The organism is Streptomyces sp. NPDC002845 (assembly GCF_053591955.1).
Genome location: NZ_JBSFUU010000099.1, coordinates 1 through 16,233, shown reverse-complemented (window position 1 = coordinate 16,233; position 16,233 = coordinate 1). Strand labels below are relative to the sequence as shown.

Sequence of the window (16,233 nt, the reverse complement as noted above, 5' to 3'; positions counted from 1 at the left end):
GGATGGGAAAACGGTCCCGGCCGGGCTGGGAATCCCGGTCTGGACTGGGCCGGGAACGTGCTGAGGACGAGACTACGCGTGAGCGGCCGTTCGCTCATTCCTGCGGGCGTTCACCGATGCGTGGCGTCGTGTCCGCTTCTCACCTCCCACACCCGGTGACCTGCGCCACACTCGTCGCGTCCGGCGAGTGAACACCTCGCCGCTCTGCACCATTTCCACGGATCTGCTCCCGGTTCCGGCCACAGGGGGATCCATGGGGGGAGGGACGGGCACCATGGCGCACCGTGCGCACCGATGGAGGAAAACGGCCGCTGTCCTCGCGGCCACCGGCCTGATGACGCTGGGGCTGGGAATACCCGGGACGTCCGCGGCGGCCGAGCCGCGCATCGATCTGAAGGTCCTGGTCGTGGACAACGGCGACAGCCCGGTCCAGGCCGTCATGGCGGAGCTGAGGAGCACCGGCATCCCGTACACGAGGGTCGACCTCGACGACCCGGGCCGCCCGACCGTCGACACCGCGTTCCTCAGCGACACGGCCGACGGCAGACCGCGGGCCAGATACCAGGGCGTGGTGCTGCCCAACGAGGCCCCGTTCGGCGCGGGTTCGCCCGAGCAGACCGCCCTGGAGACGTACGAACGGACGTACGGCATCCCCCAGGTGGACGCCTACACCTGGGCCCACCCGGGCGTCGGCCTCGACCACACGAGCGAGGGCGGCTGGGCCGGGAGTCTCGACGGCCGCGACGCGGCGGTCACCGACGCCGGCCGGTCCGGGCCCTTCGACTACCTCGACGGCGCGTTCACCTTCGAGGACAACTCCCCGTCCGTGCCGGAGAGTTTCGGGTTCGTGGCGCGGCCCCGCGAGGGCTTCACGAGTTACGTCGACATCGCCGTGCCCGCGGGCACGGGGCGGGGCAGCCTGATCGGCGAGTACGCCCACGACGGGCGCCGCGAACTCGTCGTCACCTTCGCCTACAACCAACACCAGCGGCAGTTCCGCGTCCTGGCCCGCGGCATCGTGGAGTGGCTGACACAGGGCGTCCACCTCGGGCAGAGCAGGAACTACTTCGCCGTCCACATCGACGACGTCTTCGCGCCCGACAGCCGCTGGGACACCGAGAACAACTGCACGCCCGGCGACTTCGACTGCGCGGGCGGTGACGGCGAGGGGACCGCGCCGATCCGGATGACGGCGGCCGACGCGGTGTACGCCAGGCAGTGGCAGCGGTCCAGTGGCTTCACCCTCGACCTGGTCTACAACGCCGGTTCGGGCGAGGCGTGGAAGGCGGAGAACGGCGGCACCGACGCCCTCACCGACCAGCTGCTCGCCGACAGGAACCAGTACCGCTGGATCAACCACACCTACACCCACCCGTTCCTCGGCTGTGTCCAGGACACGTCGACTGTGCCGTGGAGCTGTGCGAAGAACGCGGACGGCTCCACGCGGTACATGAGCCGCGCCGACATCTCGGCGGAGATCGCCCGCAACCACGACTGGGCGCGCTCGCACGGCCTCCCGCTCGACCGCACCGAGCTGGTGACGGGCGAGCACTCGGGCCTGAAGACCCTGCCCCAGCAGCCCGACGACAACCCGAACCTCGCCCGCGCCCTCGCCGACAACGGCATCAAGTGGACCGCGTCCGACAACTCCCGTGAGCCGCGCCAGCGCCCGGTGGGCAGCGCCCTGACCGTGCCGCGCCATCCGATGAACCTGTACTACAACGTCGGTACGGCCGAGGAGATGGTCGACGAGTACAACTGGATCTACGCCTCGGCGGCCGACGGCGGCAGCGGCATCTGCGAGAACAACCCCACGTCCACCTGCCTGGACCAGCCCCTGGACGCCGCCACCGGCTACCAGGAGCACATCGTCCCGCAGGAGGCCCGCACCGGCCTGGTGCACGCCCTCGGCAACGATCCGCGCCCGCACTACGCGCACCAGTCCAACCTGGCCGAGGACCGGCTGCTCTACCCGGTCCTGGACAAGGTGCTCGCCGACTACCGGGCGCTCTTCGCCGACAACACCCCGCTGGTGAACCCCCGGCAGAGCGCGATCGGCACCGAGCTGAAACGCCGGGCCGCCTGGCAGACCGCGATCGCCGTCAACAAGGTCACGGCGTACCGCGTCGGGAACACGGTCACCGTCACCGCCCCGTCCGGCACCCAGATCCCCGTCACCGCACCGGAGGGCACCAGGAAGCAGCTCCTACTCGGCACGACCACCTTCGGCACGCCCTACGCGGGAGCGCGCTCGGACTGGACCACACCGGCCGCGCTGCAGTCCTCGCTCACATTGAAGCTGCCGTAGCGACAACGCCCCGAAAGGGGCGCGGGGCTGTATTCGATATGCGGCTCCGCCGTGGGGCGCGATCAGCCACAACGAACCCGCAGCCGGGTTCCTGGCAGCAGTTCCCCACACAGAATCCGCAACAGGGGGATCCACGAAGCGATGCGCACCGGCCGTCATGTCACCATGCTCACCGAAGGCACCTATCCGCATGTCCACGGCGGGGTCAGCACCTGGTGCGACCAGCTCGTCAAGGGCATGCCCGAAGTCGACTTCCACATCGTCTCGCTCACCGGCAGCGGTCGCGAACCCGTGACCTGGGAGCTGCCGCCCAACGCCTACCGGCACACCCCCGTACCGACCTGGGGCCCGCGCCCCGGCCGTGGGCGGGCGCCGCTGGGCCGGGCCCGCCGCCGCTTCCTCGACTCCTACGAGCGGTTCCTGCTCTCGTTCCTCGCCCCCGAGGCGCGCTGCGACTTCGGCGAGGCGCTGTACGAGCTGGCCGTGCTCGCCCGCGACGGACGGCTGTCGGCGGCCCTGCGCACCGAGTCCGCGCTCCGCGCGCTGATGTGGATCTGGACGATGCCGCATCTGCCGACAGCGCGGGCCCGGCCCACCGTGCACGACGCCCTGACCGCCACCGACCTGCTGGAACACGCCCTCAGGCCGCTCGGCACGCGTATCCCCGAGGACTCGGTGGCGCACGCGGTCAGCAGCGGTCTGGCAACGTTGCCCGCGCTCGCCGCACACCATTTCGACGGCGTGCCGTTCCTCCTCACCGAGCACGGCATCTACCTGCGCGAGCGCTACCTCGGCCACCGCGCCGACGCCCAGCGCTGGCCGGTGAAGGCGTGTCTGCTCGGCTTCTATCGGGAGCTGAACTCCCTCGGCTACCGGGCGGCCGACCTGATCACGCCCTGCAACCAGTACAACCGCCGCTGGGAGGAGCGCGGCGGCGCCGACGGCGACAGGATCCGCACGGTCTACAACGGCGTCGACCCGCACGCCTTCCCGCACGCCGGGCCGGAACCCGAGGTGCCCACGCTCACCTGGTGCGGCCGCGTCGACCCCATCAAGGACCTGGAGACCCTGATCCGCGCGTACGGCATGGTCCGGGCCGAACTCCCCGGGACCAGGCTGCGGCTGTTCGGCCCCGTGCCGCCCGGCGGGGAGGCGTACCGGACCCGCCTGGAGAAGCTGGCCGCCGAACTCGGCGTCACCGACGGGCTCACCTTCGAGGGCCGCATCAGCGAGGTGTGGCGGGCGTACGCGGCGGGCCACGTCGTGATGCTCTCCTCCATCTCCGAGGGCTTCCCGTTCTCCATCATCGAGGCGATGTCCTGCGGCCGTACGACGGTCTCCACGGACGTCGGCGGCGTCAGCGAGGCGGTCGGCGACACCGGCATCGTCGTCCCGCCGCGCGAGCCGGAGAAGATGGCGGCCGCCGCCCTCACCCTCCTCCGCGACGACGAACGGCGCCTGAAACTCGGCGCGTTGTCCCGTCAACGGGTCATCGACCGGTTCACACTGCGCCGCTCCGTCGACGCCTTCCGGACGATCTACCAGGAGCTCGCGGGCCGCCCCGAGGTGTACGAACCGACGCTGGAGACGGTCACCGACTGGACCCTCGAACTGCGCGACCCCTGGTACCAGTCCGTGGCGACGAACGGGACCGACTGGTGAGCGGAAGCATCTCGTTGCCGCCCGGAGCCGGGCCGGACACCCTGCCCCGCCTGCCCCGCCAGCGCCACCGGCCGCCGAGCTGGGCACAGCCCGACCCCGTCGACGAACTCGCCGAGCGGCTACGGGACTTCATCGCCGCCGCCGTCCACCCGGACGAGATAGCCGCACTGCTGGAGTCCGACGGCATGTCGGACGACCAGATACGCGAACGGTACGGCTGCCACGACTCCTTCGCGCTCGCCGAGGAGTTGTACGACCGGGTCGAGCGCCGCCACCCCGAACCGGACGGCCCGGTGCACGACCCCTGGCAACTCGGCCTGCTGGGCTGCCTGTTGCGGGGCGTGGTCTTCGCCCTGCCGGGCCTCGGCCACGTCCTGGGCGCACCCCTCCTGGCAGGCCCCCGCGACGACTTCGGCCTGCCCGCCGGTACGGTCCCGCTGCTCGTCGGCGCCCTGTGCGGCTGGACCTGGAACCAGGGGCTCGCCCATCGCGCGTACTCCTGGCTGGGGTTGGGCGACCGCGCGGCGGCCCGCCGCTGCCTGCTGGTCGGGGCCCCGTTCGGAGCGCTGCTCGGTTCGATGGTCGCGCTGGCTGTGGCGGGCACGGGGGACCCGGGCGTGGTCGCCTTCGCGGCCGGGCAGTCCTGCTATCTGGGCGCCGCCACCGTACTGCTGGTCATGGGCCGCGAACGGGCCCTGCTGCTCGCCCTGCTGCCGATGGCGGGCGGCGCGGTGTTCGCCCTGGGCCGGCCCGTGCCGGACACGGCGAGACTCGCGCTGCTGGTGGGCTCCCTGGCCGTCGTCGCCGTCCTGGCCGCGCGCGAAGCGGCGCCCACGGTGAAGGACCTGGGGGAGGGCAGCTGGACGGCCGGGCTGGTGGCGCTGCTGCCCTTCGGGGCGCTCGGCGGCCTCCCCGCCCGGCCCCGCGCCGCCGCACCCCGGCTCGCCGACTCCGTTCCGTACGCCCTGTTCGGCCTCGGCAGCGGTGTCCTCGTGCTGTACGCGGCGCTCGGTGACGTGCTCACCGGCAAGGAGGACACCGTGGTGGCCGCCCCCGCCGCCGTGGCGCTCACGCTCAGCATGGGCCCGGCGGAGTGGCTGCTGTACCGGTTCCGCAGCGGCGGCCTCACCGGGCTGCGCTCCACCAGCACACCGAGGGCCTTCTGGCGGACCACGGCCCTCACCCTGGTGCGGTGCCTCGCCGGGTACCTCGCCGCCCTGCTCGCCCTCACCTTCGCCACCGCCGCCCTGTGGCCACAGGCACCGGGCCTGACCGGCCCACGCCTCGCCGGGCTCCTCCTCCTGGGCATGGTGCTGTGGACCGGCCTGCTGCTCCAGTCCTTCGGCGCGGTCCTGAGCGCCGCCGTGGTGTGCTGCGCCGCCGCCCTCGCCCAGACCATCACCCTGGCCACCCACACGGGCGACCCGCACTGGACCGCCGTGCTCGTCCACGGCACGGCGGCCGCACTCCAAGGCGGCCTCGTCTGCGGCCTGTTGGGGAGGGCGACCGCGCACCGATGAGCTGTCCGCAGGCGAAGGCACCCGCCCGCCGATGAGAACCCTGCTGGTGCCCTACTACGAGCACCCGTCCGTCCGCCCCGCCGAATGGGACGCCGTCGTCGCCGCCGCACCCCGGCTGTACGGCGTCGTCCTGAACCCGGCCAGCGGCCCCGGCGAGGCCCCCGACCCGGCCTTCGCCGAGGTCGCCGCCCGGCTGCGGGCCGCGGACGTGCGGGTGCTCGGGTACGCCGACACCGGCTACGGCCGCAGACCCGCCGCCGATGTCGTACGGGACCTCGCCCGGCACCGCGACTGGTACGGCGCCGACGGCGCGTTCCTCGACCAAGTGGCCGCCGGGCCGGACGAGTTCACCCACTACCGGCGGCTCGCCGCCGAGGCCCGGAGCACCGGCTGTGGCACGCTCGTCCTCAACCACGGCACACCGCCGCACCCCGAGTACGCCCGTATCGCCGACGTGCTCGTCACCTTCGAGGGCACGTGGGAGACGTACGAAGGGCTGGACCTGAACCTCCCACCCTGGCAGGGCGGCGGCACCGGGGCACAGGTCTGCCACCTCGTGTACGGGGTGCCGCCGGGGGCCGACGCCGAGGGCCTCGCCCGGGGGCGGGGCGCGGCCGTGCACTGTGCGGTGCCCGGCGCGGGCGATCACCCTTGGGGCACGTTGCCGCACGGCCTGGAGCCCGGCCGATGAGACACGCCGCTGAACCCGCTACGTGGCGGCGCTGCCCGTCGGCCGCTCCGACGTGAGCCCCTGGAACGGCACGCTCTCGGAGACCCGGATCAGGTCGGCGGCCCCCGCCACGGTGCCCAGGACGTCGGCCATCTGGACCAGGACCAGGCGCAGGGACTCCAGGTCGGCGCGGAGGGCGTCGATCTCGGGCCAGGCGTTCTCGTGGTCGACGGGGGCGCGGCCCACCGGCACAGCGCCCTCCCAGGCGGCGAGCCGGGGGTGCCACTTGGCGAGGACGGGCCGCAGGGCGTTGTTGAGGACGGTGACGGCGAGGGCACCGAAGGAGACCTGGTCGGGGCGGCCGGGCGAGGCGAGGTCGGGGCCGTACCGCTTGAGGATGTCCCGGACCGTCGCGAACAAGCTGTACATCGAGGTCAGCGCCTCACGCGCCGAGCCCTCGCCCTCCCGCAACGGCACCACCGCGACCCGGGTCACCAGCTCCACGTACAGCTCCCAGGCCGCCTTGCGCTCGGCGTCGTCCGGCTCCCACTCACCGCTGATCTCGCCCACGAACGGAATGGCGATCTTGACGCTGAACCGCTTCGGCCGCATGTCTCTCCCTCGATACGCAGACCTGCGAAAGGGTAGCTACCCGAACAGGGCGAACACCACCAACGCCGTTGTCCCGGCGGCTTCTTCGAGCGCGCCGAACACATCACCGGTCACCCCGCCGAACCGCCGCGTACAGTGCCGCAGCAGCACCTCGGCGACACCGCAGGCGACCGCGACCGAGAGGACGGCGCCGACGACGCCGTACACCCCGAGGAAGGCCCCCGAACCCGCCGCCGCGGCACAGCCGACCAGCCCCGCCACGAGCAGCGCGCCCCGCACCGGCACCGTTCCGGCGACCGCCGCCCCCAGCCCGTCCGGCCGGGCCGACGGCACCCCCGCGCGCGCGGCCAGGGTCAGCGCGAGCCGGGCCGCCGTGGCCGAGACGACGGCCGCGAGGGCACCGTGGGCCCACGAGGCGCCGTACGCCTGGCTGAGCGCGGCCACTTGGGCGAGGAGGACGAAGACGAGGGTGATGACCCCGAACGGGCCGATGTCGGACTGCTTCATGATGCGCAGCGCGTCCTCGGAGGGCTTGCCGCTGCCGAGCCCGTCGGCGGTGTCGGCGAGCCCGTCGAGGTGGAGGCCACGGGTGAGCACGGCGGGCACGGCGGCGGTGGCCACGGCGGCGAGCGGCGGGCCCGCGCCCAGCAGGAGCAGGAACACGCCCAGCGCGGCCGAGGCAAGGCCCACGACCAGTCCGGCGGCGGGTGCCCACAGCATCCCCGCGCGGGCCGCGTCACGGTCCCAGCGGGTCACCCGGACGGGCAGCACGGTGAGGGTGCCGAAGGCGAAACGGAGGCCGTCGGGGAGGGGAGTCGCGGAGGGGGCGGGCACCGGCGCAGGTTACCCGGCGCTCTGCGCGGCATCAGCGGCGGCCGTGATCGAAGATCACGGATAAAGTTCGCATATGGGGCAATGGTGGGAGCGGAACATCGTCGAGCCGGGCAAGCTCCCGCTGCTGCTCGCGCTCACCGCGTTCGTGCTGGCCTTTCTGATCACCCGGCTCATCACCCGCCTCATCCGCGCGGGAAAGGGCCCGTTCGGCAACGTCAGCTCCGGCGGCCTGCACATCCACCACGTCGTCCCCGGCGTCGTCCTCACGGTCGTCGGCGGCTTCGGCGCGGTGGCGAGCAGCCGGCACGGCTTCGGCGGGGCCGTGTTCGCGGTGCTGTTCGGCATCGGCGCCGGGCTCGTCCTGGACGAGTTCGCGCTGATCCTGCACCTCGCCGACGTGTACTGGACCGAGGAGGGCCGCAAGAGCGTCGAGGCGGTGGCGCTGACGGCGGCCCTGGTCGGCCTGGTGCTCGGCGGCTTCCTGCCGTTCGGGGTCAACGATCTCAGCGAGGAGGAACTGCAGAACCGGGGCGGCGTCGTCGTCAGCGTGGCGGGCAACTTCCTCTTCGTGCTCCTCGCCCTGAGCAAGGGCAAGGTCCGCCTCGCGATCTTCGGGGCGATCATCCCCTTCCTCGCCCTGGTCGGCGCGGTCCGCCTGGCCCGGCCGGCCTCGCCCTGGGCCCGCCGCTTCTACCGACGGCGGCCGCGCGCCCGCGCCCGCTCGATGCTGCGCGCCTACCGCCACGACCGCCGCTGGGCGGGCCCCAGCCGCAGGGTTCAGGACTGGATCGGCGGCAGACCCGACCCCGAGCCGGCCCCCGCCCGCCCCCTCGAACGCCGCTGACGCACCGCCGCGACCCCGCACCCCACCAGCACGGCCGCGATCGCCGCCAGGTGCTCCTTGCCCGCGAGGTTCTCCTTCACCAGCACCTCCACGACCATCGCCACGACCACCAGACCCGCCGTGAGATACGTCCGGCAGCACCATCCGACGTACACGGCCAGCCCGACCACCGCGGCCGACGGCCCGCTGTCGACGACCTGCGCGTCCGACGCGGGCAGCCCCAGGGGGACGTCCGGGCCGAGCGCGATGCCCACGCGCGCGTAGAGCGTGCCGGCCAGCGTGGCGACGTACGCGACGGCGAGTGTCCGTCCCCGGCCGAGGCAGATCTCCGCGATCCCGAACACGACCAGGATCTGCGCCAGCGAACCCCACGCGGGCAGATCCAGGGCCGGTACGAAGAGGGAGAGCGGAGTGCGCAGAAGGGCGAGCCAGAGGGGGTCCTCGGCGCGTACGGCACCGATGCTCTGCACGAAGCCGTAGCCCCAGGGCTGGTTGTGCACGAAGTGCAGGGCCGCCGTCAGACAGACGGCCGCGAGGGCCATCGGGACGGCCCGCGCGCGCCGTTCGACGAGCGCCGCGCGCACGGTGGCGTACAGCGGGCCCCATTCGGCGCGGGCGCGGGCTTTCAGCCCGGCGGTTCCCATCGGCGTGCTCATTCGTGCGACTCCAGGTGCGTGTGCACCTGAAGACGGAACGGGACACGGAAGGGTGCCGTCGCGACGGTCACTTTTCCGCCGCAACGGCGAGACGGGGACCAAGCGCTCCGCTGGAAGTGCGGTGCTTCGCCTGCGGGTCCGTGGTGGCTGGTCGCGCCCACGCGGCGGAGCCGCATATCGACACGGCCCCGCGCCCCTTTGGGCGCCGCCGAACCGCACCGGACTTCGCAGGACCCGCTTGGTCGTCGTCCGTGGACTACTCGGAAACCTCGGGCTTCTCGGCCTCCTCGGGCTTCTCGGTCCCCTCGGGCTTCTCGGCCTCCTCCGGCTTCTCGGGCTCCGCCCGCTCCTCCGGCTCCGGCCGCTCGGGAAGCTCCGCCGCCAGTGCGGCAGCCGCCTGGACCAGCGGCAGGGCCAGCAGCGCGCCCGCGCCCTCGCCGACGGCCACGCCGTGGTCGAGCAGCGGCTCGATCGCCATGCGGTCCAGGGCCTTGGCCTGGGCGGGCTCGCCGCTCTTCTGTCCGGCGAGCCACCAGTCGGGCGCCCGGAAGGCGACCCGCTGCCCGACCAGCGCGCACGCGGTCGAGACGACGCCGTCGAGGATCACCGGGGTCTTGCGGACGGCGCTCTGCAGCAGGAACCCGGTCATCGCGGCGAGGTCGGCCCCGCCCACCGTCGCGAGGAGCTGGAGCTGATCCCCGAGCACGGGCCGGGCCCGGCGCAGGGCGTCCCGGACGGCCGCGCACTTGCGCATCCAGGCGAGGTCGTCGATGGCCTGCCCGCCGCGCCCGGTGACCACGGACGCGTCGGTCCCGCACAGCGCGGCGACCAGCACGGCCGCGGCCGTGGTCCCGCCGACGCTCACATCGCCGAGGACGACCAGATCGGTCCCGGCGTCCGCCTCCTCGTCGGCGACCGCGGCGCCCGCGCGGAAGGCCGCCTCCGCCTCCTCGATGGTCAGCGCGTCCTCGATGTCGATCCGCCCGGAGCCGCGCCGCACCCGGTGCCGTACGACGTCGTCGGGCAGGGTGCCGGGCTCGCAGTCGAGCGCCATGTCGACCACGCGGACCGGCACATCGAGCCGCCGGGCCAGCACGGACACCGGGCTGCCGCCGTCGAGCACCGCCCGCACCAGCTGGTCCGCGGTGCCCGCTTCCCGTGCGGACACGCCGAGTCCGGCGACACCGTGGTCGCCCGCGAACAGCACCACGCGAGGGTGCGCGATCGGCCGCACCGGCACGGCGGACTGCGCCGCCGCCAGCCACTCACCCAGGTCGTCGAGGCGGCCCAGCGCCCCGGGCGGCACGATCTGCCGCTCCCGCCGCGCCTCGGCATCGCGGCGCACCCCACCGTCGGGGCGCTCGATCAGATCGGTGAAGTCGTCGAGATTAAGCGAGCTCATTCGCCGAACAGTACCGGCAGCGATCGAACACGGCGGTGCCCCATCGGCGCCACGTCTTTGCACCCATGATCGCGATCCCATACGTTCCGCTTTGTCATGGATTGCCGCACGTTCCGTCCGCAGGAGCCGCCATGCCCCGCACGCCGCAGACGAACGCCGCCCCCGGACGTCTGAACCGCCTGCGCCACCTCGCCGCCGCCCGCGCGCTGCTGCCGTACCCCGAACCCGAGAGCTGGCTCGACATCGGCACGGGGTACGGATACTTCCCGGAGGCCGCGAAGAGCGTGTTCCCGTACACCGCCTTCGACGGACTCGACACCGACCCGCGCGTCGAGTGGGCCCGCGCGGCCGAGCGGATCGACGAGGCGCACCACGGCACCCTCACCGACCCGGACACCGCCGGCCGGCTCCGTGCCCGCTACGACGTCGTCAGCATGCTCGACCACCTGGAACACACCGCCGACCCCCACGAGGAACTCCGCGCCGCCCTCACCGCCCTCCGCCCCGACGGCCACCTCCTCGTCGAACTGCCGGACCCGGCACGGGGGTTGGGCGGACGGTGGCTGTCGACCGGAGGCCGCCCGCGCCCGCCCCACCTGATCCCCGCCCGGAAACTCCGGGAGGAACTGGAGTCGCTCGGCTGCGCGGTGGTCGCCGCGCGGGCCTGCGTACCGCTGCTGCCGTACGCGTACCGGGTGATCGCCCGCCGTCAGCCGCGCAGAGCCCGCCGTCAGCCGCGCAGAGACAGCGCCTGACCTGCGACGACCAGCAGCACGTGCTCGCACTCGTTCGCGAACGCCGTGTTCAGGCGCCCGAGTTCGTCGCGGTAGCGCCGGCCGGACGCCGTCGCCGGGACGATCCCGGAGCCGACCTCGTTCGAGACGGCGACCACGGTCCGGCGGGTCTGCCGTACGGCTGTGGCCAGTTCCTCGACCCGTGCCCGCAGGGCGCGCTCGCCGCCGCCCGCCCACTCGTCGTCGTCCCAGGCGTTCACGGAGTCCATCGCGTCCGTCAGCCACAGTGACAGACAGTCGATCAGCAGCGGCGCCCCGTCCTCCTCGATCAGCGGTACGAGATCGCAGGTCTCGGCGGTCCGCCAGGACCCCGGCCGCCGCTCCCGGTGGGCGGCGACCCGCGCGGCCCACTCCCCGTCGCCGTTCCGGGCGCCGCCCGTCGCCACGTACAGCACCTCCGGGAACGCCTCCAGCCGCCGCTCGGCCTCGACCGACTTCCCGGACCGCGCCCCGCCGAGGACGAGGGTGCGCCTGGGTACGTCGGGTACGTCCTCGTAGACGCCCACGAGCAGCGTCGTCCCGTCCCGCACGGCCCGCGCCCCCGAGGCCGCGAGCCGACGGCGCAACTCGGCGCCCGGCGGCACGTCATGGTCGAGGTGTACGGCGACGACGTCGGTGGCCGGACCGACAGCGCCCACCGCCCGCAGCCGCGCCAACGCGTCCGGGCGCCCCACGACATCGGCGAGGACCATGTCGTACGCCTCCGCCGAGTGCTCCTCCACCCCGGCGGGCGCCCCACCCGGCGGCAGATACAGCAGCCGCTGCCCGCCCGGCCCGGTCACCTCGTACCCCGTCCCCGGCGCGTCCATCGGCACCGCCCGCACCCGGTGCCCGGTCAGCAGCGCCAGCTCCTGCCCGTCCGGTACCCGTCCGGGCTGCGGCAGCCCCGCCGGGACCTCCAGCGCGGGCCCGTTGTGCGGATGCGAGAGCAGCACCTGCCGTACGCCGGTGAGCGTGCGCCCCGAGCGCGCGGCGGCCAGGGCCGCGCCGGGCGTGAGGTCCAGCAGCAGCGTGCCGTCCACGAGCAGCGCGGTCGCCGCCCGCGCGTCACCGCCGAGCGAGGTCGCGCAGGCCGCGCACGGGCAGTCGGGGCGGGGGAGGCCCGCGGGGGCGCCGGTGCCGAGCAGAGTCAGTTCCACGGGCTCGATTTTCTCGTGTCCCGGTAAGTCCTCGCAGGTCTTGCGCGTCCGACTAGGCTCTGGGCAGGAACCGGATCTTGCTCGGTACGGTGTTCGATACCGGGCCGGTACTTACGGAGGCTCACATGACGGCATGGACGTGGCGGTTCGAGAAGGCCGACGGGGCGGAGGTCCAGCCCGCGGTGCAGCCCGAGGAGTTCACCACGCAAGGGGACGCGGAGTCCTGGATCGGTGAGCACTGGAAGGCCCTTCTCGACGGGGGTGCGGACCAGGTCCGGCTGTTCGAGGACGCGAAGGAGATTTACGGGCCGATGAGTCTTCAAGGGTGAGAGCCTGTGTCATATCCCCGGCCGGATCAGCGCACGTCGTCTGGTGCGTGCGATCGCAAGGCGCCGGAGCGCCCTCGATGGGGGTGCCCCCGCGCGAGCCGAGCGAAGCCGGTTCGAGCGTGGGGGAGGAGCCACGTGGGCGTTTCGGCAACGCGGCGAGCGTGCGTGCCAGGCGGCGTGCGCCCGGCCGGGGATATGACACAGGCTCTGAGTGGGCGGGGCGCCTGAGAGCTCGGGCGGGGCGGTGTTCTGGCGTCTGCGGGTGAGTTTTGGCTGGTCGCGCCCACGCGGCGGAGCCGCACAATGTCACAGCCCCGCGCCCCTTTAAGGGGCACGGCTGCCTCAGCCGCGGACCCCGCACAGGTGCAGCAAGGCCGCCACCTGGCGATAGGGATCTGTCCGCCCGGCCCGCTCCTCGGCCGCCAGCAGGGCCTCCACGTCGTCCGGCACCGCCTCGTCGTCCGCGGCGAGGTCGGTGAAGACGCGTACGCCGTACCAGGCGTGCAGAGGCGCCCCGATTCCGGCGAGTGTGGCGGTGAGGGCCTCGCGTCGGTCGGCCCGTACGTCGAGGCCGAGTCGGTTGGTGTAGGCGGTGGTGTCGAAGGCGGCCAGGGTGGAGGCCCAGTCGGCGGCCAGTCCCGGTCGCATGGCGAGGGCGTCGCCGTTGCGTACGAGGAGGGAGAGGAGTCCGCCGGGGGCGAGCATCCGGGCCAGCCCCGCCAGCAGGGGGTCCGGTTCCTCGACGTACATCAGAACACCGTGGCAGAGCACCACGTCGAAGCTGCCCGGCAGGAAGTGCACGCCGGTGTCCCGGCCGTCGCTCTCGACGAACCGCACCCGGCTCCGGATGCCCTCCGGCTCGGCGGCGAGCGTCTCACGGGCGGCGGCGATCATCCTGGCCTCGCGCTCGACGCCGGTCACCGCGTGCCCGGCGCGGGCCAGCCGCAGCGCCTGTGTGCCCTGGCCCATGCCGACGTCGAGCACCCGCAGCCGCTGGCCGACGGGGAACCGCCCGGCTATCTGCTCGTCGAGCTGCCGGGCCACCAGTTCCTGCCGTACGACATCACGCAAACCGCCCAGGCCGCGCAGCCAGGCGTCCGCACCCCCGGAGAACGGAGCCGCGCTCAGGGCCGCTCTCCGCGCTTGACCTGCGGCTTCGGCAGCCGAAGGCGACGCATCTGGAGGGTGCGCATCAGGGCGTAGGCGACGGCGCCGCGCAGGTTCTCGTCGGGGAAGCGCGTCCTGAGCTGCTTCTTCAGACGGAACGCGAGACCGACCGAGTCGACCACGATCAGGACGATCACGAAGAGCCACAGCAGCAGCGCGATGTTCTGCAGCGACGCCACCCGCACCATGCTCAGGACGAGGATGACGACGGCCAGCGGCAGGAAGAACTCGGCGACCGAGAACCGTGAGTCCACGAAGTCGCGCGCGTACTTGCGCACCGGGCCCTTGTCACGGGCGGGCAGATAGCGCTCGTCACCGGTCGCCAGGGCCTGGCGCTGCTTCTCCAGCGCGGCGCGGCGCTCGTCGCGGGAGCGCTTGGCGGCCTCCTTGCGCGTCGTCGGCGTACTGGCGACGCTGCGACGCTGCGCCTGGGCCTCACTGCGCTTCGGCGTGGGGCGGCCCTTCGGGGCCTGCGGGTCACGGGGCTCATTGGAGTTGGTCGTCGGAGCCTTGTCGGCTACCGAGGCCTTCTCGCTCTTGGCACGGCTTCGGAACACAAAACCCAAGGGTACGGGGTACGGGGGCATGGACCCCAGCGGAGTGGGGAACGATCCGGCAACACCGGTCGTCTGTAAAAAGACAGGTAGAGGGACAGAGTGGCCTGAAAGGGAAGGCGGGCGGCGGTTCACCCGGAGGGAGCCTGAGGGATTTCCGTTGTCCTCCCGTACGTAACCGTGGAGGAGCGGGGTTGCCGAGGCGGGATCGGGGGAGGGTCCCAGGGGAACACCTACTCCCTACGCCGGAGCGGTGCCGTACGCAGTCGTCCTTGGGGAGGAGCGCATCCGTCCCCGAACAGTGCGGTAATGGATGCAGGGCCCGTACTGTGGGTTCTGTTGCAGTCGCTGGAGCTGGAGTCCGTCAGAAGGGGGCGCGCGAAGCCCATGAGCGGTGTCATGAAGCGTATGGGGATGATCTTCCGCGCGAAGGCGAACAAGGCCCTTGACCGGGCCGAGGACCCGCGCGAAACCCTCGATTACTCGTACCAGAAGCAGCTGGAGCTGTTGCAGAAGGTGCGCCGTGGTGTCGCGGACGTCGCGACATCGCGCAAGCGCCTGGAGTTGCAGCTCAATCAGCTCCAAGGCCAGTCCTCCAAGCTGGAGGACCAGGGCCGCAAGGCGCTCGCGCTCGGCCGCGAGGACCTCGCCCGTGAGGCGCTCTCCCGTCGGGCCGCCCTGCAGCAGCAGGTGACCGACCTGGAGACCCAGCACGCCACGCTCCAGGGCGAGGAGGAGAAGCTGACGCTGGCCGCGCAGCGGCTCCAGGCCAAGGTGGACGCCTTCCGCACGAAGAAGGAGACCATCAAGGCCACATACACGGCGGCGCAGGCGCAGACGCGGATCGGGGAGGCGTTCAGCGGCATCTCCGAGGAGATGGGCGACGTCGGCCTCGCCATACAGCGGGCGGAGGACAAGACGGCGCAGCTCCAGGCGCGGGCCGGCGCGATCGACGAGCTGCTGGCCTCCGGTGCGCTGGACGACCAGTCCGGCATGCACAAGGACGACCTCCAGGCCGAGCTGGACCGCCTCTCCGGTGGTACGGATGTGGAGCTGGAGCTGCAGCGCATGAAGACGGAGCTGGCCGGAGGTTCCTCCGAGCAGAAGCAGGCGATCGAGGGCGGCACGGGCGAGTCCTCGACCCCGTCCCAGTCGCAGTCCCAGCAGCGGGACACTCCGCGGTTCGACAAGCAGTGACCCATGCCTGAGGAGGGCGACATGATCGTACGGATCATGGGGGAGGGGCAGGTGAGGCTGGCCGACAGCCACTTCGCCGAACTGAACAAGCTGGACGACGAACTCTTGGCCGAGATGGAGATCGGCGACGGGCCCGGCTTCCGCCGTACCCTCCAAGCCCTCCTGGCCAAGGTCCACGAACTCGGCACCCCCCTGCCGGACGACTCCCTGGAGCCCTCCGAACTCATCCTCCCGTCTCCCGACGCGACCCTGGAGGAGGTCCGGGAGCTCCTCACCGACGACGGCCTGATCCCGGGCTGACCCCCGCGGCGGCCCCACCGGATTTGGTTCGCCCCCGCCGCCCCTACCCGTCCCATCCCCCAGGGGCTCCGCCCCTTCGACCCCGTCGGGCAGGGGGTGGGTGGTGGGGTTGTTGGCGGGCTGGGGGTTGTGTGTGGCTGGTCGCGCCCACGCGGCGGAGCCGCACATCGATACAGCCCCGCGCCCCTTAAGGGGCGCGGCTCCAGGCCAGGCACCATCAGCCCGTCCGGCGTTTGAGGACGAGG

At 72.7% G+C, this 16,233-nt stretch carries 16 protein-coding genes; 9 read left to right on the top strand and 7 right to left on the bottom strand.

All coding sequences use genetic code 11. The features are described 5' to 3' along the window. Positions 1-274: 274 nt before the first annotated feature. The 4 genes from ACWD3C_RS41985 to ACWD3C_RS41970 all read left to right on the top strand — a co-directional run bounded on the left by ACWD3C_RS41985 (position 275) and on the right by ACWD3C_RS41970 (position 6,181). Entirely contained in the window at positions 275-2,308 is a 2,034-nt protein-coding gene (locus tag ACWD3C_RS41985; RefSeq protein ID WP_451152904.1) for a hypothetical protein, read from the top strand. Between the two features lie 141 nt (positions 2,309-2,449). Beyond that, the gene (gene pelF / locus ACWD3C_RS41980; protein ID WP_451152902.1) at positions 2,450-3,970 is read left to right on the top strand and encodes a GT4 family glycosyltransferase PelF; all 1,521 of its coding nucleotides are present in this window, start codon (positions 2,450-2,452) and stop codon (positions 3,968-3,970) included. Continuing rightward, positions 3,967-5,490 (top strand): hypothetical protein, encoded by a 1,524-nt coding sequence (locus ACWD3C_RS41975; RefSeq protein WP_451152900.1) that lies wholly within the window; start codon positions 3,967-3,969, stop codon positions 5,488-5,490. Before pelF ends, ACWD3C_RS41975 begins: the two co-directional genes overlap by 4 nt. A gap of 31 nt (positions 5,491-5,521) precedes the next feature. Then, positions 5,522-6,181: a spherulation-specific family 4 protein gene (locus ACWD3C_RS41970; protein ID WP_451152898.1), complete on the top strand. Its 660-nt coding sequence runs from the start codon at positions 5,522-5,524 to the stop codon at positions 6,179-6,181. Positions 6,182-6,199: 18 nt separating this feature from the next. Here the strand turns inward: ACWD3C_RS41970 and ACWD3C_RS41965 are convergent, their stop codons facing one another. Both ACWD3C_RS41965 and ACWD3C_RS41960 read right to left on the bottom strand, forming a co-directional pair. Beyond that, positions 6,200-6,772: a hypothetical protein gene (locus ACWD3C_RS41965; RefSeq protein WP_451152896.1), complete on the bottom strand. Its 573-nt coding sequence runs from the start codon at positions 6,770-6,772 to the stop codon at positions 6,200-6,202. Positions 6,773-6,808: 36 nt separating this feature from the next. Continuing rightward, the gene (locus tag ACWD3C_RS41960; protein ID WP_451152894.1) at positions 6,809-7,606 is read right to left on the bottom strand and encodes an adenosylcobinamide-GDP ribazoletransferase; all 798 of its coding nucleotides are present in this window, start codon (positions 7,604-7,606) and stop codon (positions 6,809-6,811) included. A 73-nt stretch (positions 7,607-7,679) separates the two neighbouring features. Here ACWD3C_RS41960 and ACWD3C_RS41955 point away from each other — a divergent pair, with 73 nt between their 5' ends. Next, on the top strand, positions 7,680-8,450 hold the full coding sequence (locus ACWD3C_RS41955) for a hypothetical protein (protein ID WP_451152892.1): 771 nt from the start codon (positions 7,680-7,682) through the stop codon (positions 8,448-8,450). On the opposite strand, the gene ACWD3C_RS41950 is transcribed toward ACWD3C_RS41955, so the two are convergent. After that, a complete protein-coding gene (locus tag ACWD3C_RS41950) occupies positions 8,384-9,106 on the bottom strand; it encodes a hypothetical protein (protein ID WP_451152890.1) in 723 nt (240 codons plus the stop codon). The two genes, ACWD3C_RS41955 and ACWD3C_RS41950, sit on opposite strands and share 67 nt — an antisense overlap. 256 nt (positions 9,107-9,362) lie before the next feature. Next, complete coding sequence (gene cobT, locus ACWD3C_RS41945; protein ID WP_451152888.1) at positions 9,363-10,508, bottom strand: nicotinate-nucleotide--dimethylbenzimidazole phosphoribosyltransferase; 1,146 nt, start codon at positions 10,506-10,508, stop codon at positions 9,363-9,365. Positions 10,509-10,639: 131 nt separating this feature from the next. On the opposite strand from cobT, the gene ACWD3C_RS41940 reads away from it, so the two are divergent. Further along, positions 10,640-11,263 (top strand): class I SAM-dependent methyltransferase, encoded by a 624-nt coding sequence (locus ACWD3C_RS41940; protein ID WP_451152886.1) that lies wholly within the window; start codon positions 10,640-10,642, stop codon positions 11,261-11,263. Here ACWD3C_RS41940 and ACWD3C_RS41935 read toward each other — a convergent pair. Further along, the gene (locus ACWD3C_RS41935) at positions 11,239-12,441 is read right to left on the bottom strand and encodes a bifunctional adenosylcobinamide kinase/adenosylcobinamide-phosphate guanylyltransferase (RefSeq protein WP_451152884.1); all 1,203 of its coding nucleotides are present in this window, start codon (positions 12,439-12,441) and stop codon (positions 11,239-11,241) included. The genes ACWD3C_RS41940 and ACWD3C_RS41935 overlap by 25 nt on opposite strands. 125 nt (positions 12,442-12,566) lie before the next feature. Here ACWD3C_RS41935 and ACWD3C_RS41930 point away from each other — a divergent pair, with 125 nt between their 5' ends. After that, positions 12,567-12,770 (top strand): hypothetical protein, encoded by a 204-nt coding sequence (locus ACWD3C_RS41930; protein ID WP_451152882.1) that lies wholly within the window; start codon positions 12,567-12,569, stop codon positions 12,768-12,770. 342 nt (positions 12,771-13,112) lie between these two features. Here the strand turns inward: ACWD3C_RS41930 and ACWD3C_RS41925 are convergent, their stop codons facing one another. Then, positions 13,113-13,814, bottom strand: a complete 702-nt coding sequence (locus ACWD3C_RS41925) for a methyltransferase domain-containing protein (RefSeq protein ID WP_451152935.1) — start codon at positions 13,812-13,814, stop codon at positions 13,113-13,115. Between the two features lie 80 nt (positions 13,815-13,894). Continuing rightward, on the bottom strand, positions 13,895-14,524 hold the full coding sequence (locus ACWD3C_RS41920) for a DUF3043 domain-containing protein (protein WP_451152880.1): 630 nt from the start codon (positions 14,522-14,524) through the stop codon (positions 13,895-13,897). A 276-nt stretch (positions 14,525-14,800) separates the two neighbouring features. Between ACWD3C_RS41920 and ACWD3C_RS41915 the strand changes: the two genes are divergently transcribed. Next, on the top strand, positions 14,801-15,688 hold the full coding sequence (locus tag ACWD3C_RS41915; RefSeq protein ID WP_451152878.1) for a PspA/IM30 family protein: 888 nt from the start codon (positions 14,801-14,803) through the stop codon (positions 15,686-15,688). A gap of 21 nt (positions 15,689-15,709) precedes the next feature. Further along, positions 15,710-15,988: a PspA-associated protein PspAA gene (gene pspAA, locus ACWD3C_RS41910; RefSeq protein ID WP_451152876.1), complete on the top strand. Its 279-nt coding sequence runs from the start codon at positions 15,710-15,712 to the stop codon at positions 15,986-15,988. Positions 15,989-16,233: the final 245 nt, after the last annotated feature.